The 23,848-nt window shown below is 66.3% G+C and carries 26 protein-coding genes; 11 read left to right on the forward strand and 15 right to left on the reverse strand.

The features are described from left to right. Position 1: 1 nt before the first annotated feature. The 3 genes from HNP52_RS08430 (at position 2) to HNP52_RS08440 (ending at position 2,735) form a co-directional block, all read left to right on the forward strand. Positions 2 to 340, forward strand: a complete 339-nt coding sequence (locus HNP52_RS08430) for a hypothetical protein (RefSeq protein ID WP_184165440.1) — start codon at positions 2 to 4, stop codon at positions 338 to 340. A gap of 55 nt (positions 341 to 395) precedes the next feature. Beyond that, positions 396 to 1,226: an alpha/beta hydrolase gene (locus HNP52_RS08435; RefSeq protein WP_184165443.1), complete on the forward strand. Its 831-nt coding sequence runs from the start codon at positions 396 to 398 to the stop codon at positions 1,224 to 1,226. A 204-nt stretch (positions 1,227 to 1,430) separates the two neighbouring features. Further along, on the forward strand, positions 1,431 to 2,735 hold the full coding sequence (locus HNP52_RS08440; protein ID WP_260396024.1) for a methyl-accepting chemotaxis protein: 1,305 nt from the start codon (positions 1,431 to 1,433) through the stop codon (positions 2,733 to 2,735). Positions 2,736 to 2,840: 105 nt separating this feature from the next. Here the strand turns inward: HNP52_RS08440 and HNP52_RS08445 are convergent, their stop codons facing one another. From HNP52_RS08445 to HNP52_RS08480, 8 genes are all read right to left on the reverse strand, one after another. After that, complete coding sequence (locus HNP52_RS08445; protein ID WP_184165449.1) at positions 2,841 to 3,215, reverse strand: SEL1-like repeat protein; 375 nt, start codon at positions 3,213 to 3,215, stop codon at positions 2,841 to 2,843. A 337-nt stretch (positions 3,216 to 3,552) separates the two neighbouring features. Then, entirely contained in the window at positions 3,553 to 4,218 is a 666-nt protein-coding gene (gene purQ, locus HNP52_RS08450) for a phosphoribosylformylglycinamidine synthase subunit PurQ (protein ID WP_184165452.1), read from the reverse strand. Next, positions 4,215 to 4,445 carry a phosphoribosylformylglycinamidine synthase subunit PurS gene (gene purS, locus HNP52_RS08455; RefSeq protein WP_184165456.1) on the reverse strand — a complete coding sequence of 77 codons (231 nt, stop codon included), beginning with the start codon at positions 4,443 to 4,445 and terminating at the stop codon, positions 4,215 to 4,217. The genes purQ and purS overlap by 4 nt, the downstream gene beginning before the upstream one ends. Before the next feature lie 176 nt (positions 4,446 to 4,621). Further along, positions 4,622 to 5,401: a phosphoribosylaminoimidazolesuccinocarboxamide synthase gene (purC, locus tag HNP52_RS08460; protein WP_184165459.1), complete on the reverse strand. Its 780-nt coding sequence runs from the start codon at positions 5,399 to 5,401 to the stop codon at positions 4,622 to 4,624. A 104-nt stretch (positions 5,402 to 5,505) separates the two neighbouring features. Then, a complete protein-coding gene (locus tag HNP52_RS08465; protein WP_184165462.1) occupies positions 5,506 to 6,423 on the reverse strand; it encodes a DUF4349 domain-containing protein in 918 nt (305 codons plus the stop codon). A 198-nt stretch (positions 6,424 to 6,621) separates the two neighbouring features. Beyond that, complete coding sequence (locus HNP52_RS08470; protein WP_184165464.1) at positions 6,622 to 7,518, reverse strand: DUF4349 domain-containing protein; 897 nt, start codon at positions 7,516 to 7,518, stop codon at positions 6,622 to 6,624. A gap of 360 nt (positions 7,519 to 7,878) precedes the next feature. Further along, positions 7,879 to 8,796, reverse strand: coding sequence for a hypothetical protein (locus HNP52_RS08475; RefSeq protein ID WP_184165467.1), 918 nt, complete (start codon positions 8,794 to 8,796; stop codon positions 7,879 to 7,881). Positions 8,797 to 8,969: 173 nt separating this feature from the next. Further along, complete coding sequence (locus HNP52_RS08480; RefSeq protein ID WP_184165470.1) at positions 8,970 to 9,290, reverse strand: UrcA family protein; 321 nt, start codon at positions 9,288 to 9,290, stop codon at positions 8,970 to 8,972. 115 nt (positions 9,291 to 9,405) lie between these two features. On the opposite strand from HNP52_RS08480, the gene HNP52_RS08485 reads away from it, so the two are divergent. Continuing rightward, complete coding sequence (locus tag HNP52_RS08485) at positions 9,406 to 10,332, forward strand: LysR substrate-binding domain-containing protein (protein WP_184165473.1); 927 nt, start codon at positions 9,406 to 9,408, stop codon at positions 10,330 to 10,332. Between the two features lie 236 nt (positions 10,333 to 10,568). Here the strand turns inward: HNP52_RS08485 and HNP52_RS08490 are convergent, their stop codons facing one another. Then, positions 10,569 to 11,180: an outer membrane protein gene (locus HNP52_RS08490; RefSeq protein WP_260396098.1), complete on the reverse strand. Its 612-nt coding sequence runs from the start codon at positions 11,178 to 11,180 to the stop codon at positions 10,569 to 10,571. Positions 11,181 to 11,421: 241 nt separating this feature from the next. Further along, on the reverse strand, positions 11,422 to 12,057 hold the full coding sequence (locus HNP52_RS08495; RefSeq protein WP_184165480.1) for an outer membrane protein: 636 nt from the start codon (positions 12,055 to 12,057) through the stop codon (positions 11,422 to 11,424). Positions 12,058 to 12,482: 425 nt separating this feature from the next. On the opposite strand from HNP52_RS08495, the gene parC reads away from it, so the two are divergent. Together parC and HNP52_RS08505 are read left to right on the forward strand one after the other, a co-directional pair. Continuing rightward, a complete protein-coding gene (parC, locus tag HNP52_RS08500; protein WP_184165483.1) occupies positions 12,483 to 14,723 on the forward strand; it encodes a DNA topoisomerase IV subunit A in 2,241 nt (746 codons plus the stop codon). A gap of 160 nt (positions 14,724 to 14,883) precedes the next feature. Further along, on the forward strand, positions 14,884 to 16,500 hold the full coding sequence (locus tag HNP52_RS08505; protein ID WP_184168250.1) for a bifunctional diguanylate cyclase/phosphodiesterase: 1,617 nt from the start codon (positions 14,884 to 14,886) through the stop codon (positions 16,498 to 16,500). Here HNP52_RS08505 and HNP52_RS08510 read toward each other — a convergent pair. From HNP52_RS08510 to HNP52_RS08525, 4 genes are all read right to left on the reverse strand, one after another. Continuing rightward, positions 16,473 to 17,660, reverse strand: a complete 1,188-nt coding sequence (locus HNP52_RS08510) for a CCA tRNA nucleotidyltransferase (RefSeq protein WP_184165486.1) — start codon at positions 17,658 to 17,660, stop codon at positions 16,473 to 16,475. The genes HNP52_RS08505 and HNP52_RS08510 overlap by 28 nt on opposite strands. Next, on the reverse strand, positions 17,648 to 18,238 hold the full coding sequence (locus HNP52_RS08515) for a CoA pyrophosphatase (RefSeq protein WP_184165489.1): 591 nt from the start codon (positions 18,236 to 18,238) through the stop codon (positions 17,648 to 17,650). Before HNP52_RS08515 ends, HNP52_RS08510 begins: the two co-directional genes overlap by 13 nt. After that, on the reverse strand, positions 18,235 to 18,801 hold the full coding sequence (locus HNP52_RS08520) for a DUF1285 domain-containing protein (RefSeq protein WP_184165492.1): 567 nt from the start codon (positions 18,799 to 18,801) through the stop codon (positions 18,235 to 18,237). The genes HNP52_RS08515 and HNP52_RS08520 overlap by 4 nt, the downstream gene beginning before the upstream one ends. A 224-nt stretch (positions 18,802 to 19,025) precedes the next feature. Continuing rightward, positions 19,026 to 19,547: a GNAT family N-acetyltransferase gene (locus HNP52_RS08525; protein ID WP_184165495.1), complete on the reverse strand. Its 522-nt coding sequence runs from the start codon at positions 19,545 to 19,547 to the stop codon at positions 19,026 to 19,028. Between the two features lie 182 nt (positions 19,548 to 19,729). Between HNP52_RS08525 and HNP52_RS08530 the strand changes: the two genes are divergently transcribed. Continuing rightward, positions 19,730 to 20,101: a dihydroneopterin aldolase gene (locus HNP52_RS08530; protein WP_184165498.1), complete on the forward strand. Its 372-nt coding sequence runs from the start codon at positions 19,730 to 19,732 to the stop codon at positions 20,099 to 20,101. Between the two features lie 86 nt (positions 20,102 to 20,187). Here the strand turns inward: HNP52_RS08530 and HNP52_RS08535 are convergent, their stop codons facing one another. Continuing rightward, positions 20,188 to 21,024, reverse strand: a complete 837-nt coding sequence (locus HNP52_RS08535; protein ID WP_260396027.1) for a hypothetical protein — start codon at positions 21,022 to 21,024, stop codon at positions 20,188 to 20,190. Positions 21,025 to 21,254: 230 nt separating this feature from the next. Between HNP52_RS08535 and HNP52_RS08540 the strand changes: the two genes are divergently transcribed. The 4 genes from HNP52_RS08540 (at position 21,255) to HNP52_RS08555 (ending at position 23,814) form a co-directional block, all read left to right on the forward strand. Next, positions 21,255 to 21,929 (forward strand): energy transducer TonB, encoded by a 675-nt coding sequence (locus tag HNP52_RS08540; protein WP_184165500.1) that lies wholly within the window; start codon positions 21,255 to 21,257, stop codon positions 21,927 to 21,929. Between the two features lie 88 nt (positions 21,930 to 22,017). Further along, positions 22,018 to 22,779 carry a MotA/TolQ/ExbB proton channel family protein gene (locus HNP52_RS08545; RefSeq protein ID WP_184165503.1) on the forward strand — a complete coding sequence of 254 codons (762 nt, stop codon included), beginning with the start codon at positions 22,018 to 22,020 and terminating at the stop codon, positions 22,777 to 22,779. Between the two features lie 98 nt (positions 22,780 to 22,877). After that, a complete protein-coding gene (locus tag HNP52_RS08550) occupies positions 22,878 to 23,360 on the forward strand; it encodes a biopolymer transporter ExbD (RefSeq protein WP_184165506.1) in 483 nt (160 codons plus the stop codon). 31 nt (positions 23,361 to 23,391) lie between these two features. Then, entirely contained in the window at positions 23,392 to 23,814 is a 423-nt protein-coding gene (locus tag HNP52_RS08555; protein ID WP_184168252.1) for a biopolymer transporter ExbD, read from the forward strand. Positions 23,815 to 23,848: the final 34 nt, after the last annotated feature.

Genomic DNA, 23,848 nt, shown 5'->3' on the forward strand with positions numbered 1-23,848 from the left:
GATGAGCCCGCTGCAATCGGCCAAGTTCTGGCTGATCCAGCATGTCGGGCTCGCCAAGGATGCGCTCCACATCTATGTCGGGCTCACGCTGTTCCTGGGCGCGGCACTGGCATTTCGCTGGCCGCTGCGGAGCTGGAAGCCGCTGGCCGTGGTGTTCGCCGCCGCATTGCTGGGCGAGGCATGGGACCTGCGCGACAGCCTGATCTACCGCACGCGCATCGACCTGTGGGGCAACTGGCACGACATCTGGAACACGATGTTCTGGCCCACGATGCTGCTGCTCCTCGCCCGCACCACGGGGATCTTCGCGACATCTGCGAATACCCGAAGGAGTGGGTGACTCGCTCCGACAACGCTGGCATCCTCCGCGCGTAATTCTCTGAGGAGGGCAGAGCATGACCGCGACCACGGAAGAAACGTTCGGCAGCACCGGCCATATCAACATCTTCTTCCGCTCCTGGCTGCCCGAGGGCGAGCCGCGGGCGGTGGTGGTGATCTGCCACGGGGTGAACTCGCATGGCGGCCAGCATGAATGGACCGCGCAGCGCTTCGTCGAGAAGGGCTATGCCGCCTATGCGCTCGACCTGCGCGGCCGCGGCCGTTCGGACGGCGAGCGCTTCTATGTCGAGAAGGTCGCCGACTATGTCGACGATGTCGCCGGCACGATCGCCATCGCCAAGTCGCGCCATCCGGGGAAGAAGGTCTTCCTGCTCGGCCATAGCGCCGGCGGCGTCACCTCCTGCACCTATACGCTCGACAACCAGGAGGAGCTGGCCGGCTTCATCTGCGAAAGCTTCGCCTTCCAGGTGCCGGCGCCCGGCTTCGCGCTTGCCGCGATCAAGGGGCTGAGCCATGTCGCGCCGCATCTCGGCGTGCTCAAGCTGAAGAACGAGGATTTCTCGCGCGATCCCGAATGGGTCGCGAAGCTCAACGCCGATCCGTACATCAAGGACGAGGTCCAGCCCGCCGCGACCGTGGCTGCGCTGGTCCGCGCCGATGAGCGGATGCGCAAGGAATTCGACACTATCACGATTCCCGTGATGATCCTGCACGGCACCGAGGACCATGCCACGGTCTGCCACGGCAGCGAGTTCTTCTATGAACATGTTGGATCGAGCGACAAGACGCTCAAGATCTATCAAGGCCATTACCACGACTTGCTTGCCGATCTTGGCAAGGAAAGCGTGATGGCGGATATCCTGGAATGGGTTGAAGCGCGAACGTAACGATCAACTTTGCGTAATTTATGTGTTTGTACGCAAAGGCAAAAATTATTGTTACGTATATTGCCGAAGCGGCGTTTCCCGTGATTGGGCACTCTATAATGCTCGAGGTAGCAACATTTTGTTGCATGATCTGAGAGAATGCCCATGCACTGGTTCGTCGCTAACGCGCCCATCCGCCGTAAGCTGCTAGTAGCGTTCGGCTCCATGACCGCGCTCGTCGCGCTTACGCCGCTGACGCTGTTGCTGTTTCCCACCCTGGCCCTGGCCGTCGGCATCGCCACCATCGTGGCTGCCGCGGCCATGAGCGTCTGGTATCGCAAGGCGATCGCCGATCCCTATGTCACCACCGTGGTGCGCATGGAGGCGCTTGCCGCCGGCGATCTCGCCAGCCCGATCCAGTTCACCGAGTATCGGGACTGCGTGGGCCGCCTGACCAAGGCGATGTTCACCTTCCGCGATGCCGCCGCGGCGCAGATCCGCCAGAACGAGGAAGCCGAGCGTCACGGCGAGATCGTGCGTGGCATGACCAGCAATCTCGAGCGGCTCGCCCAGGGCGACCTGACCGCGGACATCGTCGAGGAATATCCGGCGACCTATGCGAAGCTGCGCGACAATTTCAACGCGGCGCTCGCATCGCTGCGCGCGCTGCTTGGCACGGTGACCGAAAGCACCATCGCGATCCGCACCGGCTCGGGCGAGATCGCCCAGGCCTCGGAGAGCCTGGCCCGCCGCACCGAAGCGAATGCCGCCAGCCTGGAGCAGACCACGGCCGCGATCAGCCAGATGGACCAGCGCCTTAGGGGCACCGCCGAAGCCGCCAACCGCACCGTGGAGCGCGCCGATGGCGCGACCGCGACGGTCTCGGACGGCCGCCAGGTCGTCGACGAGGCGGTGCAGGCGATGAACCGCGTCAATGACAGCGCCAAGGGCATCGACAGCGTGATCGAAGGCCTCGACAAGATCGCCTTCCAGACCCGCGTGCTGGCGATGAACGCCGCGGTCGAGGCCGGCCGCGCCGGCGAGGCCGGCCGTGGTTTCGCGGTGGTCGCCGATCTCGTTTCCGCGCTTGCCATGCGTGCCGAGGAAGAGGCGGGCCGCGCCCGCGAGCAGCTTACCGCGACCCAGGTCGACATCGTCGCCGCGGTGGCGATGGTCGAGAAGGTCGATGGCGCGCTGGCGCATATCGCCGAGGATGTCAGCGGCGTGCACGAGCTGCTCAACCAGATGGCGACCGACAATCGCGCCCAGTCGACGGTGATCAGCGAGATCAGCTCGGCGATCGGCACGATGGACCAGTCGACCCAGCAGAACGCCGCGATGGTCGAGGAAACCTCGGCCGCGGCGCGTAACCTGACCGTCGAGATCTCGGCGCTGGCCGAGCAGGCCTCGCGCTTCCGCACTACCGGTGCCGCGCCGGTCACGGCCTCGGGCGGGCGCCCGATCTCCTTCCCGGCGCGGGGGCTTGCCGCCTCGTCGGACGCGCTGGCCGGGGAGCATGCGTACAACTGATTCGCGACCCCGCGATTGGGCGCGGGGCGGCATCACAGTTCGTCACGGGGTGAGGCGGCCACGGGGGCTATCCGTGGCCGCCTCCTTCGTTTGTGGCTGGGTGCATTACCGCATCCGCTTGCGCAGCGCCCGATAGCGTTCCCGCGCTTCGGGCAGCCCGGGTTCCGCCGGGCCGGAATCATAGGGCATGACCTGGCCGCCCTTGGACCCGACATTCGGCGTGTAGATCCACAGCGTGCCGCCGCGCGACTGCCCGGCCTGGCGGTACAGGTACAGGGCCGTCGGCCAGTCGCGGGGGGTGGCAACGCCCTCCTCGAGAAGGACGCCGAGTGCGAGTTGCGACTGCTTGTCGCCGCTGTTGGCGGCGTTGGCGAGGCTGCGGACGATGGGGTTCGGTGCGGTGGTCAGCGCCTCGATGCCCTGCGGCCCGCGCGTGCAGCCGCCAGCCAGGCACAAGGACAGACCGCCGGCTATCGCCAATGCACTGCGCCGGGCCCATGAAACCAGGATTGTCGGCTGCACCCCGTCCACCCCTTTCAATGTTCTCGTTCGCGGTCGCCAAAGAAACGACATCGATTGCCCGCCATCAGATTCGGGCCGTGACTGTCGCACTATGGTCCGCGCGCGCACGGGCAGCAATGGCGGGATGCGGTTATTCGATGGCTGATCTTGCCGCCTGGTGCGCGGCGGCGGAACAGCTCTGCAAGCCCGCACCGATCGGGACCGGGAAGGCCCAGGGGGCAGGCGCAAGAACCCCGGGCCCCGGCTTTCGCCGGGGAGCAGGGTTTTGTCCGGAATGGAGGCCCGAAGGTGTGGCTTACGCCACCGCCTCGAGCAGGCCCTCGAACAGGCGGCGGCCGTCGGTGCCGCCATGCGCGGCTTCGATGCGGCGCTCGGGGTGCGGCATCATGCCGAGCACATTGCCGGCCTTGTTGAGCACTCCGGCGATGTTGCGGGCCGAACCGTTAATGTCGGCGGCATAGCGGAAGGCGACTCGGCCTTCGCCCTCGATCCGGTCGAGCGTCTCGGCGTCGGCGAAATAGTTGCCGTCGTGATGCGCCACGGGGATCGTGATCTGCTCGCCCGAGCGATAGCCTGAAGTGAAGATCGACTGCGAATTGTCGACCGTCAGCGGCACGTCGCGGCAGACGAAGTTGAGGCCCGAGTTGCGCATCAGCGCGCCGGGCAGCAGCCCGGTCTCGGTGAGAACCTGGAAGCCGTTGCAGATGCCGATCACCGGCATGCCCTTGTCGGCTGCCTCGATCACGGCCTTCACCACCGGCGAGCGCGCGGCGATGGCGCCGCAGCGGAGATAGTCGCCATAGGAAAAGCCGCCGGGCAGGGCGATCAGGCCTAGCCCGGAGGGAAGCTCGGTCTCGCCGTGCCACACCATGGCGGGCTTCACGCCCGTCACCGCTTCCAGCGCGACTGCGATGTCGCGATCGCAGTTGGAGCCCGGAAAGACGATGACCGCGGTCTTCACAGCTTTTCCACCCGGTAGTTTTCGATGACGGTGTTGGCGAGCAGCTTGCGGCACATCTCGTCGATGGCCTCGTCGCTGGTGCCGTCTGCGAGCACGAGCTCGAAGATCTTGCCGGCGCGGACGTCTTCGACGCCGTCAAAGCCGAGGCCGCCAAGAGCGTGCTGGATGGCCTTGCCCTGGGGGTCGAGCACGCCGTTCTTCAAGGTGACGATGATGCGGAGCTTCATGGGCAGCGCCTATGGCGCGGAGTGCGCCGGGCTGCAACCCAAAGCGCGTGATTTTCCGCGCCTAAATACGCGTCATCCCGGCGAAAGCCGGGATCTCAGGCGAAGGCGCTCGGAAAGAGCCGCATGAGATCCCGGCTTTCGCCGGGATGACGATATGCCTTGTAAGCGGTTGGAGCTTACTTGCCCCGGCGCTTCCGGTGGCTTTCGAGGTCGAGCACCGCCGAGTCCTCGCCTTCCGGGAACAGGCCCAGGCGGCGTGCGACTTCCTGATAAGCTTCGACTTCGCCGCCCAGATCGCGGCGGAAGCGATCCTTGTCGAGCTTCTCGCCGGTGGTCATGTCCCACAGGCGGCAACCGTCCGGGCTGATCTCGTCGGCCAGGATGATGCGCGAATAGTCGTTGTCCCAGATCCGGCCGAACTCGAGCTTGAAGTCGACCAGGCGGATGCCGATGCCGGCGAACAGGCCCGAGAGGAAGTCGTTCACGCGGATGGCCATGTCGGCCATGTCGTGCAGCTCTTCCTGGCTCGCCCAGCCGAAGCAGAGGATATGCTCGTCGGTGACCAGCGGATCGCCGAGCGCGTCGTCCTTGTAGTAATATTCGATGATCGTGCGGGGCAGCGGGGTGCCTTCCTCGATCCCGAGCTTCTTCGCCAGCGAACCGGCGACGACGTTGCGCACCACGACCTCGATCGGGACGATCTCGACCTGGCGGATCAGCTGCTCGCGCATGTTGAGGCGGCGGATGAAGTGAGTCGGGATGCCGATGCCGGCGAGCAGCGTGAAGACGTGCTCGGAGATCCGGTTGTTGAGGACGCCCTTGCCGTTGATCGTGCCCTTTTTCTGGGCGTTGAAGGCGGTCGCGTCGTCCTTGAAATACTGGATCAGCGTGCCGGGTTCGGGACCCTCGTAAAGGATCTTGGCCTTACCTTCGTAGATCTGCCGGCGGCGTGCCATCGGGTGCGTTTTCCCCTGGAAAGTCATTGCCCCGGCGGCGCGGGGAATCCGCGAGCCTGCCGGGGCGAGAGGCGGCCTATAACGAAACGGGGGTGCGCGCGCAATCACGCATCCTCGTTAACGGGACCCAATCCGGCATGGCGCCAGCGGCGCAGCAGCGGGCGGGCGGCGAACAGCGCCAGCGCGGCGATCAGGGCCCAGGGCGCGAGGTAGATGACGAGCAGCAGCAACGTGCGCGCCGTGCCCGTCACCGTGGCGCCGGATTGCGCGACCGCGTCGCCCAGCTGGCCGAAAAAGCCCTGGCGCGTCGGCGCCGCCACCGGTGCGGTGACTGGGGAATAGCTGATCGAGAAGTCCGAATAGGCGACGCGGCGGCGCAGCTCGCCGAGCCAGCCCTTGGCCTGGTCGAGCTCCTCCTGCGCCTGGGCGACGCTGCGCTCGGCCTCGACCAGCTCGCCGACCTTGCCCTGGCGGCCGCGCAGCATGTCGGTGAGTCGCGCGACCAGGATCTCGCGCTGGCGCAGGCGTGCGTCGGTATCGACCAGGTCCTTCGACACATCCTCGGCCGAGATCTGGGTGTCGACCGCGCGGCCGCCGGCCTTGCCCACCGCCGCGGTCAGGTCGGTCGAGACCTGCTGGGCGATCGTACTGGCGACGCGCAGTTTGAGATGGGCGCTCTGGGTGCCGTCATCGCCGCTCGCGCGCTGCATCGCGACGAGCTGGCAGCGTGGCCCGAGCCGGTTGCACAGGTCGATATGCGCCTGCTGCGCGCCGGCGATCGCGGCGGCGGGGAGGCGGTAGCCCAGGGTGAAGCTGTAGGCGATCTGCGGCACCGCGACGGGAATCGCGGTGGTGCCGACGCTGTCGCTGTCCGGTCGGGCCGCAGGGGCAGGGGCGCCCGGGTTTTCATAGGTCGCCAGCAGCGACGGCTCGGCGTTCTTGTGGATATAGTTTCGCTGCGTCGTGCTGAACAATATCGCGCAGGTGATCGCCACCAGCAGCGCGGCCAGTCCGCCGCTCACGATAAGGACCCGCCGCTTCGGCCTGAGCATTGCATCTCCCCTCTGTTGTTAAATGATATAACATCACATAATCAGAGCAAAAACAAGCGGGGCAGTTTTCGCTGCCCCGCTTGCCTCCCTAGAAACCGTGTCGAGACCTGGCGGTTCGGTCGAGCCTTGCCGGTTGAGAACCGGCCGTTTCCGCCGGGTCGGGCCGCGTCAGGCCGCTTCGGCGGGCTTGGCGCGCTTGCGGCGAACCAGCAGCACTACCGGAATGGCGAGCAGCACCCAGGGGAGCAGATAGATCGCCAGCGTCAACAGCGCGCGGACGCCGATCAGGAAGCTGGCGAAGGAGCCCTGGCCCGCCTCGGTGAGCTGCCCGGCGACGCTGCCGGAGTTGGTTGCCGGAGCGATCGCCGAATAGCGGATCTCGAAGTCCGACATCGCGACCCGGCCCTGCAGCTCGCTCAGCCAGCCCTTGGCCTGGTCGAGCTCCTCCTGCGCCGAGGCGACGCTGCGCTCGGCCTCGACAAGTTCGGAGACCTTGCCCGAGCGGGTGCGCAGCACTTCGGTCAGCCGGGCCACGAGCAGCTCGCGCTGGGCGATCCGCGCCTTGGTGTCGACGATCTGCTTGGAGACGTCGTCGGTAGCGACCTTGGTCCCCGTCGCGCGGCCGCCGGCATCGCCCGCGACCTTGCCGAGTGCGTCGGAGAAGCGGTGCGCCTCGCTGGTGACGACGCGCAGCTTGGTGAAGGCGTCGCCGGACTTGTCCTCGCTGTCGTCGCGCTCGAAAGCGAGCAGCTGGCAGCGCGCCGGACCCATGTCCTCGCACAGCCGGCGATGCGCGTCCTGCACCGAGGCGAGCCGGTCGCCAGGCAGGAGGTAGCCGAGCGAATAGCTATAGGCGAGCTGGGGCAGGCTGACCTTCACCTTCTCGGCCGGGCCCTGCTTGTCGGCGCCCTTGGCCTCGCTTGCCGGCGCGTCGGTGGATTCGAGCAGCTGGGCGGCGCTGTCGTCGGCCCGGGTGGTCTGGGTGTTCTCTGCGGCGGAGCATCCCGCCAGCGCGCAAGCTGCCAGAAACAGGGGACAAGACGTTTCATAATCCCTCCTTGCCACAATATGGCCATAATCCATCATAGAGGTGGGATTTATGTCAAGACACAATTTCGCCTTAATTACGGCATGATTGTGGCGGGTGATGCGCAGAAGGCTGCGTCGGCGTGGGTTGCGGCACTGGAGCGAAGGCGTGCAGGCACGCCCCTTCGTCATCCCCGTGCAGGCGGGGATGGCGGGGAAGGGGAAGGGCTTGCGCTGAACCTTGGAGCCTGTGGCATTCGGGCGGAAATTCGAAATCCGCTGCTCCCCGGCGAAAGCCGGGGCCCAGGGTCACAAGCGGAAGGGCAGAGAAACCCTAGGCCCCGGCTTTCGCCGGGGAACAGGAAGGGAGGGGTGCCGAAAGGGGAAGCCAAGCTTCCCCTAGGCGTGGTGATCCTCTTCGTCGCGGGAGAACCAGCGCTGGATCAGGTTGCGATTGTCGGCGCGGGGGCGGGTGTCGTGCCCGTCATGGCCGTCATGATAGCCGTCGTCATAGCCTTCCGCCCGGCGCGGTTCGGGATCGGAGCCGATCGCGCGGCCATGGATGATCCAGCGCAGCACCAGCACGACCGCGAGCATCAGCAGGCACCAGGGCCCGATGCTGGCGAGCAGCTGGACGAGCTGGGCGACCGAATTCTCGAGCGTCTGCCCCGCGGTCTGGAAATTCGCCTCGGACGAGCCGAGCCCGCTCAGCGCGCCGCTCGATTCATAGGTGAAGAGCATCGGCACATTGGCGAGGGTCTGGCCCTGGCTGGCCTCGACCTCGGCGATCACCGACAGCGCGTTCTGCAGCCGGGCCGTGCGCGCCTGGGCGTCGGGCGTGGTGCTGGCGCGGGCATTCTGGAGCTGGTCCTGCAGCCGCTTGACCACCGCGACGCTGCGCGCGGTCGCGGTCGAATCGGCGCCGGTGATCTCGGTATCGGTCAGCACGCCATAGGAAGCGGCGACATTCTTGGTGACCGCATCGCCGAACTGGCGCGCGATCGAGGGATCGATGCGTACGGTGAGCACCGCGCGGGTCTTGTTCCCGTCGTCCACCCGGTAGCGCATCGCCAGGATGCGGCAGCGCGCCGGGCCGATCCGGTCGCAGGCATCGGCATTGGACTGGAGGACGCCCTTCACCTTGGCGCCGGGCAGGCGATACGCATAGCGATAGTCGAAGCCGGTGCCGGTGGAGGCGAATGCCTCGGCATTGGCGGACGATGCGAAGTCCGACTTGTCCTTGCCGTCCGCGGAGCGATTGATGTCATCGCAGCCCGCGAGCAGCGCGAACGCCGCCAGTGCCCAAACGAATCGCATGGGTTCCTCCCTGTTCCTTCACGAAGGAGTAACCATAATTTCGTGACAGGCCCAACCCGCCTGGATCGCGCCGGTCATCCCTTTTCGGGATCGCGCCGATCGATATCAGCAATGCTTATGGGTGGCGGGCGGCGTTGCACTGCCGCCCGCCTCTTCGTGTTCCGAGGGACCAATCAGGGAACAGCGGAGATCCGGACCGGCGCCGCGCTGCGCGCCACCGCCTGCTCGCGTGCCGTGGCGACCGCGCGCCGGGCCTCGGCCTGGCAGCGCAGCGATTCCGGCGCGGGATTGATGAAGCCGGGGCGCACCTTGCCGCAGACTTCGTCGAGTGCGCGGGCAAGCCGGCGGTCGAGCGCCTTGCGATCGGCGGCGCGGGAAAGGTCGAGATCGGCGTAGCTGACACGCGCGATATTGGTGCGGTCCTGCGCCTTCGCGGCCAGCGGGATCAGCGCCGGGGAAAGGATCAGGGCGAGGGGGATGAGCATCTTCAGCATGGCTTGGTTCCTTTGGATGCGCGCCATGTTCGGCACCCCCTCCATCTGCGCCCGAAGCCGCGCCGGGACCAACTAATCCTTGGCCAAAAGGCATAAGCTGTGCTTGTATATGGAAATGCGCCGCCTTCCGCCTCTCGCCGCCGTTCGCGTGTTCGAAGCCGCCGCGCGCCACGGCAATTACACGCGTGCCGCCGAGGAACTGGGCATGACCCAGGCAGCGGTGAGCTATCAGATGAAGCTGCTCGAGGAGCGGCTGGGCGTGGCGCTGTTCGCGCGCAGCGGCCGCGGCATCGCGCTCACCGAGGTCGGGCAGCGGATCGCGCCCCAGCTCACCGGCGCGTTCGATGCGATGGGCAAGGCCTTCGCATCGATCCATGCCGAGACCGAGAGCGTGATCAGCATCACCGCGCCGCGCACGCTCGCCACCAACTGGCTGGCGAGCCGCCTGGGCTCGTTCCAGCTCGCCCGGCCCGACCTGGCGGTGCGCCTCCATGTCGGCGACGAGATGATCGACCTGCTGGCCGGGGAAGCGGATATCGCGCTGCGCGGCGCGCCCGGGCCGATGCCGGGCCATTGCTGCCATTTCCTGATGCGCATGCCGGTCACGCCGATGGCCAGCCCGGCCTTCCTGGCCAAGCATCCGCCGGTGCGCACGCCGCAGGACCTGCTTGAGCTGCCGCGGCTTACCTATCGCGACGATTGGTGGGACTTGTGGTTCGCGGCCGCGCTGGGCGAGGCGCCCGACACCAGCCAGATGCCCGGGCTGCGCTTCGATTCGCAGATCCTCGACGGCAATGCCGCGATCGCCGGGCATGGCTTCGCGATCCTCAGCCCGCCTTTATGGCAGCCGGCGATCGATGCCGGCCAGCTCGTCCAGCCGCTGCCGCAGGTGGCGCATTACCGCAACGCCTTCTGGCTGATGTATGCCGAGAGCAAGCGCAACCAGCCCAAGATCCGCGCCTTTCGCGACTGGCTGCTCGCGGAAGTGAAGCTCTCGCTGCGCGACGATCGCTGGGGGGCGGGTGTGCCGCCCGAGGCGTAGCGGGATTTTTCTCCCCTCCCTGCAAGGGAGGGGTTGGGGGTGGGTTGCGGCCCCGGTCTTCCGGGGACGCCCAGCGAGACGGCATCGCGAAAAGAGAAGGCCGGGCATCGAGCCCGGCCTTCTCTAACCCACCCCTAGCCCCTCCCTTGCAGGGAGGGGAATTTCGGGTGTGATGCTCCAACCCAGCGGCGGAGCAGGGGGACGGGGACAAGCCGTCCCCCTGCCGGCGTCACGCCCTAGAAGCGCACGCCGATGCCGGTGAGCAGCTGGTGGCGATCGTTCTTGAGGTTCCCGACATCGCTGTAGCTGGTGTAGCGATATTCGGCCTTGGCATAGACGTTCGAGGTGAGCTTCTGCTCGAGGCCGGCGCCCAGCCGCAGGCCATCGGACTTTCTGTCGAAGGACGGGCCGGCGCTGCTCGCGATATTGTAGCTCTGGCTCGCCCAGCCGACCTTGCCGTAGATCAGCGTCTTGGAGCTCAGCGCATAGCCGAGGCGCCCGGAGACATCGATGTCACGCCCGGCGCTGACCTTGTAGCTGTTCGGATCGCTCGGCGGGAACGGGCCGACCTTGGCGTTGCCGGCGACCATCCAGCCGATACCGGCTTCCACGCCGAGCGTGACGCGCTTGCCGACGGCGACGTCGAAGCCTGCGGCGCCCCCGGCGCGCATGCCGGTCAGTTCCTGGCCGGCAATAGCGTCGTCGCCGCTCTGGTCGAGGCCGATGGTCGCTTCGACGCGCGGGCCGGCAAAGGCCTTGGCAGGCGCCTGTTCGGTTTCCTGAGCAAAGGCAGTGTTCGCGCCGGCGAGGCAAGTCGCGGCGGCGAGTATCAGGATCGAGTTACGCATGTTGCTCACTTTCGTTCAAATTCCCCTGTGTTTCGGAGACGGAACGACGATGATTATCCCGCAATGATCCGCGAAGAATTGTAATGCTTTGGTGAGATTTCGCGAGAAAATGCGGAATGCGGCAGAGTTCTTGTTTTAATACTGACTCTATTGTGGCGGATTCCGGATTTTATGGCGGATTTGCCTTTTTTATTGATGCGGCGGAGGGCGATTTATGCAGCGCCCTCCGCCGGGTATTGCGCTAGAAGCGGACGCCCAGGCCGGTGAGCAGCTGGTGGCGGCTCGTGCCCGATGCGTCGCCCAGCGGGTCATAGCGAGAGTAGCGATATTCGGCCTTGGCGTAGATGTGCTTGCCCAGCATCTGCTCGACGCCAGCGCCAAGGCGAAAGCCGTTGTCGGTACTGCCATGGCCGGTCGCAGGGATCGGCGAATAGACGATGTAGCGATAGACCGCATCGGCCCAGCCGGCCTTGCCATAGACCAGCGTCCCCTTGCCGATCCTGGCGCCGAGGCGGACAGAAGCGTCGATATCGCGTCCGGCGCTCAGCTGGAATTCGTAGATATGGCCATTGGGAAAGCTGTACCCCATCCGCTCCTTCCCGGCCGCCACGCCCCAGCCGATGCCGGCCTCGACGCCAAGCGTCAGGGTTTTGCCGATCGCGAAGTCATAGCCGATGGCGCCGCCGACGCGCGCACCCCGGCTATCCATCCCGAGATCTTCCTCATTGGTCTGGTCATAGCCGATCGTGGCTTCGATGCGGGGCCCGGTGAAGGGATTCCGGCCGGTGTCCCGGGGTTCGGCGCTGTCCTGCGCGGCAGCGGCGGAGGCGCCGAAGGCAGTGAGGGCGAGGGCGGTAAGCAGCAGCGACTTGCGCATGGGATATCCTTGTTCTGGAACGACGTCACGCGTCTGGCCCGGACACGGAGGTGGTTCCGGCCGCCCGCAGGAACCTGCGACCAGGGCCGACCGGCATGCGATCGGGACCGCACGCGCCTTGGGGATGCGGAGCGAAATAGAGTGCGCCGCGGGCTGGCAAAGTTGGAAATGTTCTGCTTTGGTTCCGGAATGGCTTTCCGTTCCGAACCCTGGCTTCGATCATCGGCCGCATTGCCGTCCACGCGTGTGCGTGGGGATTCAAGGGATTCAACATTTTCTGGCGAGGGATTCAGTAAAAGCGTGGAAAATGCGTGGCTTAGGGATTCAGCCGATCGGTTGAGCATCGAAATGCCCGACGACATGGTTGAATGTCGCCGCCACCCGGCTTGGCGCTTTGGCTTTGCTGCTGCTATCCGGGGTGGGAAATGAGCCTAGACACCGATCTCCAAGACCCCGGCGCGCCTTCCGATGTCCCCTTCGACAGCGCGCTTTCCGAGCGCTACCTGGTCTATGCGCTCTCGACGATCACTGCGCGCTCGCTGCCCGATGTCCGCGACGGGCTGAAGCCGGTCCACCGCCGCCTGCTCTGGGCGATGCGGCTGCTGCGGCTCGATCCCGCGAGCGGCTACAAGAAGTGCGCCCGCGTCGTCGGCGACGTGATCGGTAAATACCATCCGCATGGCGATCAGTCGGTCTATGACGCGATGGTCCGCCTCGCCCAGACCTTTGCGCTCAGATACCCGCTGGTCGACGGCCAGGGTAATTTCGGCAATATCGACGGCGATAACGCGGCGGCCTATCGCTATACCGAGGCACGGCTCACCCAGGTCGCCATCGACCTGATGGACGGGCTCGACGAGAATGCCGTCGATTTCCGCCCCACCTACAACGGGGAAGACGAGGAGCCGGAGCTTTTCCCGGGCCTGTTCCCGAACCTGCTCGCCAATGGCGCGGCCGGCATCGCGGTGGGCATGGCGACGAGCATCCCGCCGCACAACGCCGCCGAGCTGATGAACGCCGCGGTGGCGCTGATCGACAATCCCCAGGCGAACGTCCTCGACTATGTCCAGGGTCCGGATTTCCCGACCGGCGGCATCATCGTCGACAGTCCCGCCGCAATCGCCGAGGCCTATAATACCGGGCGCGGCGGCTTCCGGGTGCGGGCGAAGATCGAGAAGGTCACCGAGAAGGGCGGGGGCTGGCACCTCGTCGTCTCGGAGATTCCCTACGGCGTCCAGAAGGGCAAGCTGATCGAGGGGATCGCCGATCTCATCAACGAGAAGAAGCTGCCGATCCTCGGCGATGTCCGCGACGAGAGCGCCGAGGATATCCGCATCGTGCTCGAGCCGCGCAGCCGCACGGTGGTGGCCGAGGACCTGATCAACAGCCTCTACCGCCTCTCGGACCTCGAGACGCGCGTGCCGCTCAACCTCAACGTGCTCGACAAGCATCGCACCCCGCGGGTGATGAGCCTGCAGGAAGCCTTGCTCGGCTGGATCGAGCACCAGTTCGTGGTGCTGCGCCGCAAGTCCGAGCACCGCGTCGCGAAGATCACCGACCGGCTGGAGCTGGTCGGCGGCTATATCATTGCCTTCCTCAACCTCGACCGGGTGATCGAGATCATCCGCACCGAGGATGAGCCCAAGCCGGTGATGATGGCCGAGTTCGAGCTGACCGACCGCCAGGCCGAAGCGATCCTCAACATGCGGCTGCGCTCCTTGCGCAAGCTCGAGGAGATGGAACTCAAGCGCGAGCGCGACGCGCTGGAAAAGGAAAAGGCCGATCTGGAGCTGCTGCTCTCGTCCGACGCGCGCCAGCGCACCCGGATGAAGCGCGACCTTGCCAAGATGATCGAGCGCTACGGGCCGGAGACGGTGCTCGGCAAGCGCCGCACCGTGGTCGAGGAAGCTGCCCCGGCGCGCGAGATCCCGCTGGAAGCGATGATCGAGCGCGAGCCGATCACGGTGATCCTGTCGGCGCGCGGCTGGATCCGCGCGATGAAGGGGCATGTCGAGGATCTGTCGGGCGACGCGCTGAAGTTCAAGGAAGGCGATGCCGCCTATCTCGCCTTCCACGCCCAGACCACCGACAAGCTGCTCCTCGCCGCCGACAATGGCCGTTTCTACACGCTGGGGGCGGACAAGCTGCCCGGCGGGCGCGGGTTCGGCGAGCCGGTGCGGCTGATGATCGACCTCGAAGGCGAACGGAACATCGTCGCGCTGCTGCCGTCGAGCCAGGCCCCGAAGCTGCTGGTCGCGGCCGATGACGGGCGTGGCTTCGTCGTGAAGGTCGAGGATGTGATCGCCGAGACCCGCAAGGGCAAGCAGGTGGTGACGCCGCGCGCCGGCGCGCATCTCAAGCTGGTCCGGCCGATCGGGGGCGAGGACGATGCGGTGGCGGCGGTTGGCGACAATCGCAAGCTTCTGGTATTCCCGCTCTCCGAAGTGGCGGAGCTTGGGCGCGGCCAGGGCGTTCAGTTGCAGCGCTACCGGGACGGTGGCCTGAGCGACGTGCGGACGTTCAGGATGGTCGATGGCCTGAGCTGGGCGATGGGCGGCGAGAGCGGCCGGACGCGGACGGAAAGCGACCTCTCGCCCTGGCGCGCGACGCGCGGCGCGGCGGGGCGGATGGCACCCAATGGCTTCCCGCGGGACAATCGTTTCTGACCCGCGGATAAAAGTCTGTTGTTTCAGGTGGTTTTAACCAATCGGGGCTAGGCCGGTCACGATGGTGTTCGCCAGAGCAAAGAAGAAACGAGTCGAGGCACCGCTGCCCCCGCCGCAGCCGGCGGACCCGCTTGTCTTCGGCCCGGGCGTCTCCGCGATGATGCTGGACATGCTGCCGGTGCCCGCGGCGATCATCGAATTGCAGGAAGACGGCTTCGTCTTCGACGCGGTCAACCGGCCGTTCCGCCTCGCCGGGCTCGGCACCATCGCCAGCGAATCACCCCTGATTCGGCTGCTCGGGCCGCGGCTCAAGAAGTTCGTCGAATCAAACGAGATGCAGTGCGAGATCGGCTGGCAGTTCGGCGACGAAGTCGATGCCCGCCATTTCCGGGTTATCATGGCCAAGCGTGCCGATCGCCGCACCGCGCCGCGATGCATGGTCACGCTGATCGACCACACTTCGGAGCTCCGCACCGAATACAGCCTGCGCCGCGAGATGGCGACGGACAGCCTGACCGGCTTGCCCAACCGTGCCGGCTTCTCCGATGCGCTCGAGCATGCGATCACGCCGGAGAATGCCCGGGATTTCGCGGTGCTGGTGGTCAATCTCGACCGGTTCAGCCGCGTCAATGCCTGCATGGGCGGCCTGGCCGGCGACGAACTGCTCATCACCGTGGCGCGCCGGGTCAAGGGCGCGCTGCGCAGCCGCGACACGCTGGCCCGGATGGGCGGCGACGAGTTCGGCGTGCTGCTGACCCTCGACGAGGGGCCGGGCGACGCGCTCCATGTTGCCAAGCGCATCCAGGCGGCGCTGGCCAACCCGTTCCGCCTCTCCGACTTCGAGATCCGGGTCGATTGCTCGATCGGCATCGCGCTCGGCGCCGACAATGACGGCGACCCCGAGGATCTGGTGCGCAACGCCCAGTTCGCGGTGAAGCGCGCCAAGAAGAGCGGCCGCACCGAGATCTATCAGACCCACACGTTCGACATCGCCCGCGAGCAGTTCGGCATCGAGACCGAACTGCGCCGAGCGATCGAGAACGGGCAGATGACGCTGTGCTACCAGCCGATCTGCGACCTCGCGAGCGGCCGGATCACCTCGTTCGAGGCGCTGGCTCGCTGGACAACCGAGGACGGCGTCCGCCTGTCGCCCAATGATTTCATCCCCGTCGCCGAAGAGTCCGGCCTGATCATCCCGCTCGGCCGCTGGGCGATGGAAGAGGCGGCGCAGACCATCGCGGCCTGGGACCGTACCGCGGGCGGCGATTGCGGCGTCAAGGTCGCGGTCAACCTGTCGGCGATCCAGCTCCAGCGCGATCACATCCCGGCAATGGTCAAGAACGCGCTCGACCGGCACGGCGTCGACGGCAGGCGTCTGACGCTGGAGCTTACCGAGAGCGCGATCGTCACCGATCCGGACCGCATCGCCCAGACGATGAATGCGCTGAAGGACCTTGGTGCCACGCTGGCGATGGACGATTTCGGCACCGGCTATTCGAACCTCGCCTATCTCCAGAAGCTGCCGATCGACCTGCTCAAGATCGACCGCAGCTTCGTCTCCGGGATGCTGGCCGACCGCGACAAGGTCGCCATCGTCCGCGCCATCCTCAGCCTCGCCCAGGCGCTGGGCATGCAGACCACCGCTGAGGGCATCGAGACCAACGAGCTGGCCCAGACGCTGGCGGCGCTGGGCTGCACCTATGGCCAGGGCTTCCTCTATTCGCGCGCGCTCGAGCGCGACGATGCCTATCAGTTGCTGACCGAGCGCAACGCCTGAGCCACGGCTTGATCGGCCAGTGCCGATACGCGCTCGTCGCCCGGAAAGCCCTCTTCGATCCAGCTCCGCTCGACTTCCTTCATCAGCCGCGCCACTTCCGGCCCGGCTTTCACCCCCCGCGAGACGATCGCACCACCACCCAGCGGGAAACGGGGCGGCTGCCAGTCGCGGATCTCCAGCGCATCGGCGAGAGGACGATCGGACAGCAGCAGCTGGTCGAGCGCCGTCTCGACGCCGGCGCGATAGGCGAGGGGGCGGGGCTCGCCCTCTGGCGCAATCACCGCCGCGGCCAGGCGCTTGCGCTGGACGTTGGAGAGCTTGAGCCGGGCCGCGATCAGTTCGGCAAGCGCGGGATCGGCCGGGATCAGCGATGCCAGGCGGCGGATCGCGCTTGGCGTGACGCCAGCCTCGCTCTCGCGCGCGGCGAGGTGCGCGAAGCGATCGGCGGACGTGATTTCCGGCAGCACCGACAGGAAGATGCCGCGCTCGATCATCAGCGCCACGACATGGACCGCGTCCCTGGCGACGAGCAGCTTGAGCAGCTCATCGGCGATGCGTTCGCGGCTGAGCGCCATCAGGTCGTTGGCGCGATCAGTGCAGGCCTCCAGCCCGGCCGGGTCGGCGATGTCGCCGAAGCGCGCGAGGAAGCGGAAGAAGCGCAGGATGCGTAGATGATCCTCGGCGATGCGCTGGAGCGGATCGCCGATGAAGCGGACATGGCGTGCCTCGAGGTCCGCCAGCCCGCCGAAATAGTCGAAGATCGCGCCGGTGGCGGGATCGGCATAAAGCGCGTTCATCGTGAAATCGCGCCGGGCGGCGTCCTCGCGCCAGTCATCGGTGAAGGCGACCGTGGCGCGGCGGCCGTCGGTGGAGACGTCCCGACGCAGCGTGGTGACTTCGACCGGGCCGCTCTCCAGCACCACGGTGACCGTTCCGTGATCGATTCCGGTGGGCACGACGCGGATGCCCGCGGCCTTCAGCAGTTCGATCACGCGCTGGGGCGACAGGGGAGTCGCGACGTCGAGATCGGAGACGGGCAGGCCAAGCAGGGTGTCGCGCACCGAACCGCCGACGAAACGGGCGTCGCCCAGCACGTCGATCAGCCGGTCCAGCCCCTCGCGGTGGCGCCATTCGGCATCGGGCAGGATCATGCCGCCCATTTCAGCCGCCTCGACAAATTTACCAGCATCGCCGCCGTTGCTCCCCAGATCCGGCGATCCTGCCAGAGTATCTCGTAATAATGCCGGTCCCGGCCCTGATATTGCGTCACCTGCTGGCGTTGATTGGCGCTGTCGAGCAGGAAATCGAACGGCACCTCGAACACGCTGGCGACCTCGGCCTCGGAAGGGGTGAGGAGGAGATCGGGCGGGACGACGCCGATCACCGGGGTGACGACATAGTTGGTGACGGTGCGATAATCGTCGGTGGTGCCGACCACTTCGACCAGGGCGGGTGGCAGCGCGATCTCTTCCTGCGCCTCGCGCAGCGCCGCGCCGATCGGGCCGTCATCGCCGGGGTCGATGCGGCCGCCCGGAAAGGCCACCTGGCCCGCATGGCGGCGCAGCGTCTCGGTGCGCTGGGTGAGGATCACGCCCGGCGAAGGGCGATCCGTCACCGCGATCAGCACCGCTGCCGGATTGCCGCGCACTTCGGGATCGAAGTCGTAGTGGTCACCTGGCAGCAGCAGCGGCGAATGATCGGCCGCGAGCGCCAGGCGGAGGCGATCGGCCAGGCTCACGCAGCCGGCTCCAGCGGGAAGAAGCTGCCGTTGCTCCACACGCCCGGCGGCGTGCTGCCATTGGCGAGCGCGATCTCGGCAAGCTCGTAATAGACGGTGCGCGCGACCAGCGCTTCCAGGCCGCGACGGACATGGAGATAGGGCCGGGGGCCGTCCTCGCGCTCCTCGAAGCGCAGGCCATGCTCGGGACCGGCGGTTACCAGGTCGCCGGTGTTGAGTCGGAAGGCGAGCTTCATCGCTTCGCCTTCGCCCTCGCGCTTCATCTCCACGGCAACGAAGGGCGCGTCCTCGACATCGATGTCGAGCTTCTCGACCGGGGTGACCAGCACGAACCGCCCGTCAGGCTCATGCCGCAGGATCGTCGAGAACAGCCGGACCATCGGCATGCGGCCGATCGGCGAGCCCTGGTGGAACCAGGTGCCGTTGCGCGCGATGCGCATGTCGCTGTGCCCGCAATGGCTGGGGTTCCAGCTCTCGACCGGGGGCAGGCGATTCTCCTCGGCCAGGCGCGCGATCTCAGCGAGCGAGAGGCTGGCGAAGTCGGGCGGGGGCGGAGAGGGCATCGATTCGCCTCAATCGGCAGCGCGGCGGGGGCCGCGGAAGTTTACGAAACATACGCTACGGGCGGCCCGGCTTCCCGGCCTCGAACGGTTCTGCGAACGAAGGAGGCGAGGGAAAGGCTGCGTGCGATCGGCCATGCCGGCGACCCAAGCAGACAAAATCCAACATTGGAAGCCTAACCGTTCCCCAGCCTTCGCCGGGGAACAGCTTCATCTAGGATCGATGTTCAGGCCGCCCGTCGAAGACGGGCCCCGAGCAGGCCAGGGCCGGTGGGGACGCCAGCACCTCTCGCCAGGAGGCGACGCGGCTCGAACGGGCCGGGTAGGCGCCAGCCAGGCGTCTTCTCCGCGGTGAAATCGAAGAAGCGGCCATAATATTCGGGGTCGCCGATCAGCATCAGCGCGTCGGCGCCCGGCAGCGACGAAGCCTCGGCCGCTTCCAGCATGCGCTCCATCAGCATCCGGCCGATGCCACCCTGCTGGCGATCGGGCTGCACGGCGACGGGGCCGACCATCACCATCGGCACGCTGCCGCCGCCATCGCACTCGAGCGCGACCGGCCATGCCTGGATCGAACCGAGCAGGCTGCCGTCGTCGCCGACCGCGGCGAAGCTGAGCTCGGGAATCTCGGAAGTGCCAAGTCGAACCTTGTAGGCAGTGCGTGCACGTCGGCCCGGACCAAAAGCACGGTCGAGCAAGGTCTCGACGGCCTGAGGATCCACGGTTCCGAGCGGCAGCAATGCGATCACTTCATACATTCCTTTCATAACGCCCCGAGCACGGGCTCGGGGCCGCGCGAGATAGCGACGATCAGCGCTTTCGCAATACTGAATATAACGCAGCCGCTCCCGCCGCAGGAGGGGCGGGGTTTCGCGAGCGCGTGCATCTGCTATGGGCCGCGGCCTGTTTCCCCTGAAAAGGCCCAGGCCACTTGTCCGATTCCCTGCAGCTCCAGGTGCACGACCTGGAAGTCGAAGTCCTCACCGGCGTCTATTCGGAAGAGACGCATCTGCCGCAGCCGCTGCGCATCTCGGTGACCGTGGACATCGACATGCCCGAGCGCTTCGAGCCGGATACGCCGCTAAAGGCGTCCAAGAACTATATGGACGTGAAGCACGCGGCGACCGACGGGCTGCCCAAGGACGTGCACTTCACGCTGGTGGAAGCGGTGGCCGAGCACATCTGCGACACGCTGTTCGTCGGCGACCCGCGCGTGCGCCGGGTCGAGGTGCGAATCATCAAGCTGGCGATCGCCGAGCAGGGCGAATCGATCGGGATCACGCTGGTGCGCGGGCGGAAATAACCGTCATCCCGGCGAAAGCCGGGATCTCAGGCCTTCAACGTGCGCCTGCCGCACGAGACCCCGGCTTTCGCCGGGGTGCCGCTACATCAAGCGCATTGTCCCAGCGAGCGCAGGACGAACTGATAGTCCTCGCGTGCCTTGGCGGCGTTCTGGGCGTCGTCCGACTCGACTGCTTCCGCCGGCAGGGTGCGCGGTAGGCCGCAGGCCAGGCGATACCAGAGGAAGGTATTCGCCCGCGGCGCGCCGGCCGATTCGTCGACAATGTCCCCCAATGAAACACTCCAGCGCGTCGTCTCGCCCGGGCGGCGGAGAATCTGGAGCGACACCGGCGCACCGCTGGCGGTCTGCAGGAAGACCTGGGTCTCGCCCTCGCCGGGAAGGCTCCCGGGCACGTGGAAGGCATTGCCGACCCCGGTGATGGCAGGCGGTGCATCGGCGGCCAGCGCGTCCCTGGTGATCGCGCGAACCTGCGCATCAAGCTCGGGCAGCCAGTTCATCTGGCTCTGCAATCCCGTGAGCTGCACCATCGCCGGGCGGCCCGGCACGGTGCGGGCGAAGAGCAGCACGCGCTGCTTGGCGAGCTTGGGCGGCTTGCCCTTGGCGTTGAGGGGCACGTCCGCGGTATAGGTAATGCGTGACGCCATGGCCTGAGTGCCCCGAATCAGGGCGGAAACGTCGGCTTCGACAAGGAATCGGGTCATCCCGGGGGCCAGGCCGGGCGATTCCTCGGCCTTGAGGCGATCCGCCTTGCGGATGCGCGCATCAATGATCAGCGGAGCACTGGTAACCTGCCGCGCCAAGGTGGCATAGCTGGGTAAAACAGGGCCGGTTTGTGCCTGCATTTGCTGGGGTTTAGCAGCTGCACCTAAGGATGCGGTCAGCGCAATCGCGCAATAAAATATGGCGGGAAAGGTTCGGTTCATGCCGTTCGGGTTACCGGATTGTAGCTCGGCTATACAGAAATAATTCTGTCATTGGGCGATTGTACGCCCCGATTGTCCGACAAAGGGTTTGCGTCCTCCGGGTGCGCGCGATAGAGACTCGCCCGCTGCCGACTAGGACGCATATAGCGCACGGCGGGCAGGCATGTGCACGGGTCGCAAATCCGCCGCACAGGACTGCATGTCAGGGATTAGAGGAGTGACGTTGCCGAATGGCTTACGCTGACCGTAATACAAGTGGCAGCCGTGTAATCGCGATCGTCATGGTCGCGGTCATCGTGGCTGGCATGGGATATGCCTTCGTCACTGGCCTAGCATATCAGTACATCAAGAAGCAGGCGGAGAAGCTGAACACGTTCGACGTGCAGGAGCCGCCGCCCCCGCCGGAGGAAGTGCCGCCGCCGCCGCCGCCGCCAGACACGCCCGTTCCGCCGCCGCCCACCCAGATCGTGGTGCCGCCGGCTCAGGTTCCGGTGCCGACTCAGGCGCCGCCGATTCCGACGACGTCGGTTATTCCGCCGCCTCCGCCGATCACGCCGCCGGCTCCGCCCGCGCAGCCGGCTCCGCCGCAGCCGCCGGCTCCGCCGCGGATCGCAAAGAAGCTGTCCCCGCGCGGTTCGCCGCAGAGCTGGGTTACGGACGATGACTATCCTGCCTCCGCGCTGCGCGCCGAGCAGGCCGGTACCGTGCGTTTCCGTCTCGACGTGGACGCTTCGGGCAAGGTTACCAATTGCACCGTCACCGGCTCGAGCGGCGTGTCCGTCCTCGACAGCACGGCCTGCAATCTCCTCAAGCGCCGCGCCCGGTTCAACCCGGCCGAGGACGAGGGTGGCAACAAGATCCCGGCACCGTATAACGGCAGCTTCACCTGGAAGATTCCGAGCTAGGCCGTGTGATTTGGATGGCGCGCGCCGATCCGGTGCGCGCCGGATTTGGAAACAAAAAGCGCTATTTAGTTAGAGGAAAGAACCGACAATGCTCACCACCATTCTCGCCGCTGCGGCGCCCAAGGAAAATCCGTACGGCCTGATTCCCGCGCTCCGTGAGGGCGGCCTGATCTCGCAGACGGTGTTCGGCATCCTCGTGCTGATGCTCTTCTTCTCGCTCTACATCCTGTTCACCAAGCTGTTCGAGCAGCAGAAGATCCTCAACCAGGCGAAGCGCGTCCGCGCCGGCTTCTGGAACGCCAACAGCCTGCGCGAAGGCGCTGCGAAGCTCGAGAAGAACTCGGCCTATCGCCAGCTGGTCGACGACGGCCTGGCCGCTCAGGAGCAGCACTCGAAGCTGACCGATCCGGTCGAAGCCCATGACTGGCTGCACGGTTCGCTCGCCCGCTCGGAAGACCTGATCAACTCGCAGCTGAAGAGCGGCCTGTCGTTCCTCGCTACCGTGGGTTCGACTGCTCCGTTCATCGGTCTGTTCGGTACCGTTATCGGCATCATCCGCGCACTCGTGAAGATCGGTGCGGCTGGCCAGGCGTCGATCGACGCGGTCGCCGGTCCGGTCGGTGAAGCGCTGATCATGACCGCCGTCGGTCTCGCCGTCGCCGTTCCGGCCGTGCTCGCCTTCAACTGGCTGCAGGCTCGCAACAAGAAGATCAACGAGAGCCTGAACGCGTTCTCGAACGATCTGCTCGGCTACCTGGCTTCGGACGGCCGCGTGCGCCCGACCGCTGCCAAGGCTGCTCCGGCCAAGGCCGCTCCGGCCGCGACCACCAGCACCGCGCCGCGCGCCTAAGCGATCTGGAATATACGGGCCGCGCTCCTTCCCGGATGCGCGGCCCTCTCCAGCCCCTCGGGGCAGGGGATTGGATTAGAAGAATAGGATAGCGCGCAATGGCGATGAGCGTAGGAGGGGGTGGCGGTGATGACGCCCCCATGTCGGACATCAATACCACGCCGCTCGTCGACGTGATGCTGGTGCTCCTCATCATCTTCCTGATCACGGTTCCGGTCGTGATCCAGACGGTGAAGCTGGAGCTGCCGAAGGTCCAGTTCGAGCCGACGACCACCAAGCCCGAGAACGTCTCGCTCTCGGTCACGGCCAATGGCGGCAAGTGTGAAGTGTTCTGGAACATGACCCCGGTGACCAGCCAGGAGCTGGTCGAGCGTGGCGCGAAGAAGCTGCGGGCCGAGATCGACAAGCAGGGCGGCATCAACGCTGCCGGCCTCGAGCTCCCCGAAGTGCACATCCGCGGCGACGTGAACACGCCGTACCGCTGCATCGGTGGCACGATCTATGCCATGCAGATGGCCGGGTTCGCCAAGGTCGGCTTCATCTCTGAACCGCCCGCCGGTTCGGCCACGGTTCGTCTCTGACGGCCGGCTCAAAGGAGTTTAGACTATGGGTATGAGCGTGGGCGGCGGCGGTGACGACGGCCCGATGATGGAAATCAACACGACGCCGCTGATCGACGTCATGTTGGTGCTCCTCATCATGATCATCATGACGATCCCGATTCAGACGCATGCCGTGAAGGTCGACCTTCCGCAGAACAGCAACAACACGGCGCCGATCGTCGAAGCGACCAAGAACAAGGTCTATATCGACGCGCAGGGCCAGGTGTTCTGGAACAGCATGCCGGTCGATGACGTGACGCTGCGTCAGTATCTCGACCAGTCGCTGCAGATGTCGCCGGAGCCGGAGCTGCACTTCCAGCCCGATCCGCAGACGCCGTACGACGTTGTCGACCGCATTCTCGCGATCATCAAGCGCGCGAATGTGACCAAGCTCGGCTTCGTCGGCAACGAGCAGTATCGCAACGACTTCTGATCCGCCGCCCTTCGGGGCCTGGATCCGGAAACAG

The sequence above is a fragment of the Sphingomonas kyeonggiensis genome (genome assembly GCF_014204495.1).
GTDB lineage: Bacteria > Pseudomonadota > Alphaproteobacteria > Sphingomonadales > Sphingomonadaceae > Sphingomonas > Sphingomonas kyeonggiensis_A.

What these genes read in the sequence shown, in the direction of transcription:
- HNP52_RS08430 (WP_184165440.1), top strand. Translation starts at nt 2, where the DNA reads ATGAGCCCGCTGCAATCGGCCAAGTTCTGGCTGATCCAGCATGTCGGG.
- HNP52_RS08435 (WP_184165443.1), top strand. Translation starts at nt 396, where the DNA reads ATGACCGCGACCACGGAAGAAACGTTCGGCAGCACCGGCCATATCAAC.
- HNP52_RS08440 (WP_260396024.1), top strand. Translation starts at nt 1,431, where the DNA reads ATGACCGCGCTCGTCGCGCTTACGCCGCTGACGCTGTTGCTGTTTCCC.
- purS (WP_184165456.1), bottom strand. Translation starts at nt 4,445, where the DNA reads ATGAAGCTCCGCATCATCGTCACCTTGAAGAACGGCGTGCTCGACCCC.
- purC (WP_184165459.1), bottom strand. Translation starts at nt 5,401, where the DNA reads ATGGCACGCCGCCGGCAGATCTACGAAGGTAAGGCCAAGATCCTTTAC.
- HNP52_RS08475 (WP_184165467.1), bottom strand. Translation starts at nt 8,796, where the DNA reads ATGCGATTCGTTTGGGCACTGGCGGCGTTCGCGCTGCTCGCGGGCTGC.
- HNP52_RS08480 (WP_184165470.1), bottom strand. Translation starts at nt 9,290, where the DNA reads ATGCTGAAGATGCTCATCCCCCTCGCCCTGATCCTTTCCCCGGCGCTG.
- HNP52_RS08485 (WP_184165473.1), top strand. Translation starts at nt 9,406, where the DNA reads ATGCGCCGCCTTCCGCCTCTCGCCGCCGTTCGCGTGTTCGAAGCCGCC.
- HNP52_RS08490 (WP_260396098.1), bottom strand. Translation starts at nt 11,180, where the DNA reads ATGCGTAACTCGATCCTGATACTCGCCGCCGCGACTTGCCTCGCCGGC.
- HNP52_RS08495 (WP_184165480.1), bottom strand. Translation starts at nt 12,057, where the DNA reads ATGCGCAAGTCGCTGCTGCTTACCGCCCTCGCCCTCACTGCCTTCGGC.
- parC (WP_184165483.1), top strand. Translation starts at nt 12,483, where the DNA reads ATGAGCCTAGACACCGATCTCCAAGACCCCGGCGCGCCTTCCGATGTC.
- HNP52_RS08505 (WP_184168250.1), top strand. Translation starts at nt 14,884, where the DNA reads ATGCTGGACATGCTGCCGGTGCCCGCGGCGATCATCGAATTGCAGGAA.
- HNP52_RS08510 (WP_184165486.1), bottom strand. Translation starts at nt 17,660, where the DNA reads ATGGGCGGCATGATCCTGCCCGATGCCGAATGGCGCCACCGCGAGGGG.
- HNP52_RS08520 (WP_184165492.1), bottom strand. Translation starts at nt 18,801, where the DNA reads ATGCCCTCTCCGCCCCCGCCCGACTTCGCCAGCCTCTCGCTCGCTGAG.
- HNP52_RS08535 (WP_260396027.1), bottom strand. Translation starts at nt 21,024, where the DNA reads ATGAACCGAACCTTTCCCGCCATATTTTATTGCGCGATTGCGCTGACC.
- HNP52_RS08540 (WP_184165500.1), top strand. Translation starts at nt 21,255, where the DNA reads ATGGCTTACGCTGACCGTAATACAAGTGGCAGCCGTGTAATCGCGATC.
- HNP52_RS08545 (WP_184165503.1), top strand. Translation starts at nt 22,018, where the DNA reads ATGCTCACCACCATTCTCGCCGCTGCGGCGCCCAAGGAAAATCCGTAC.
- HNP52_RS08550 (WP_184165506.1), top strand. Translation starts at nt 22,878, where the DNA reads ATGGCGATGAGCGTAGGAGGGGGTGGCGGTGATGACGCCCCCATGTCG.
- HNP52_RS08555 (WP_184168252.1), top strand. Translation starts at nt 23,392, where the DNA reads ATGAGCGTGGGCGGCGGCGGTGACGACGGCCCGATGATGGAAATCAAC.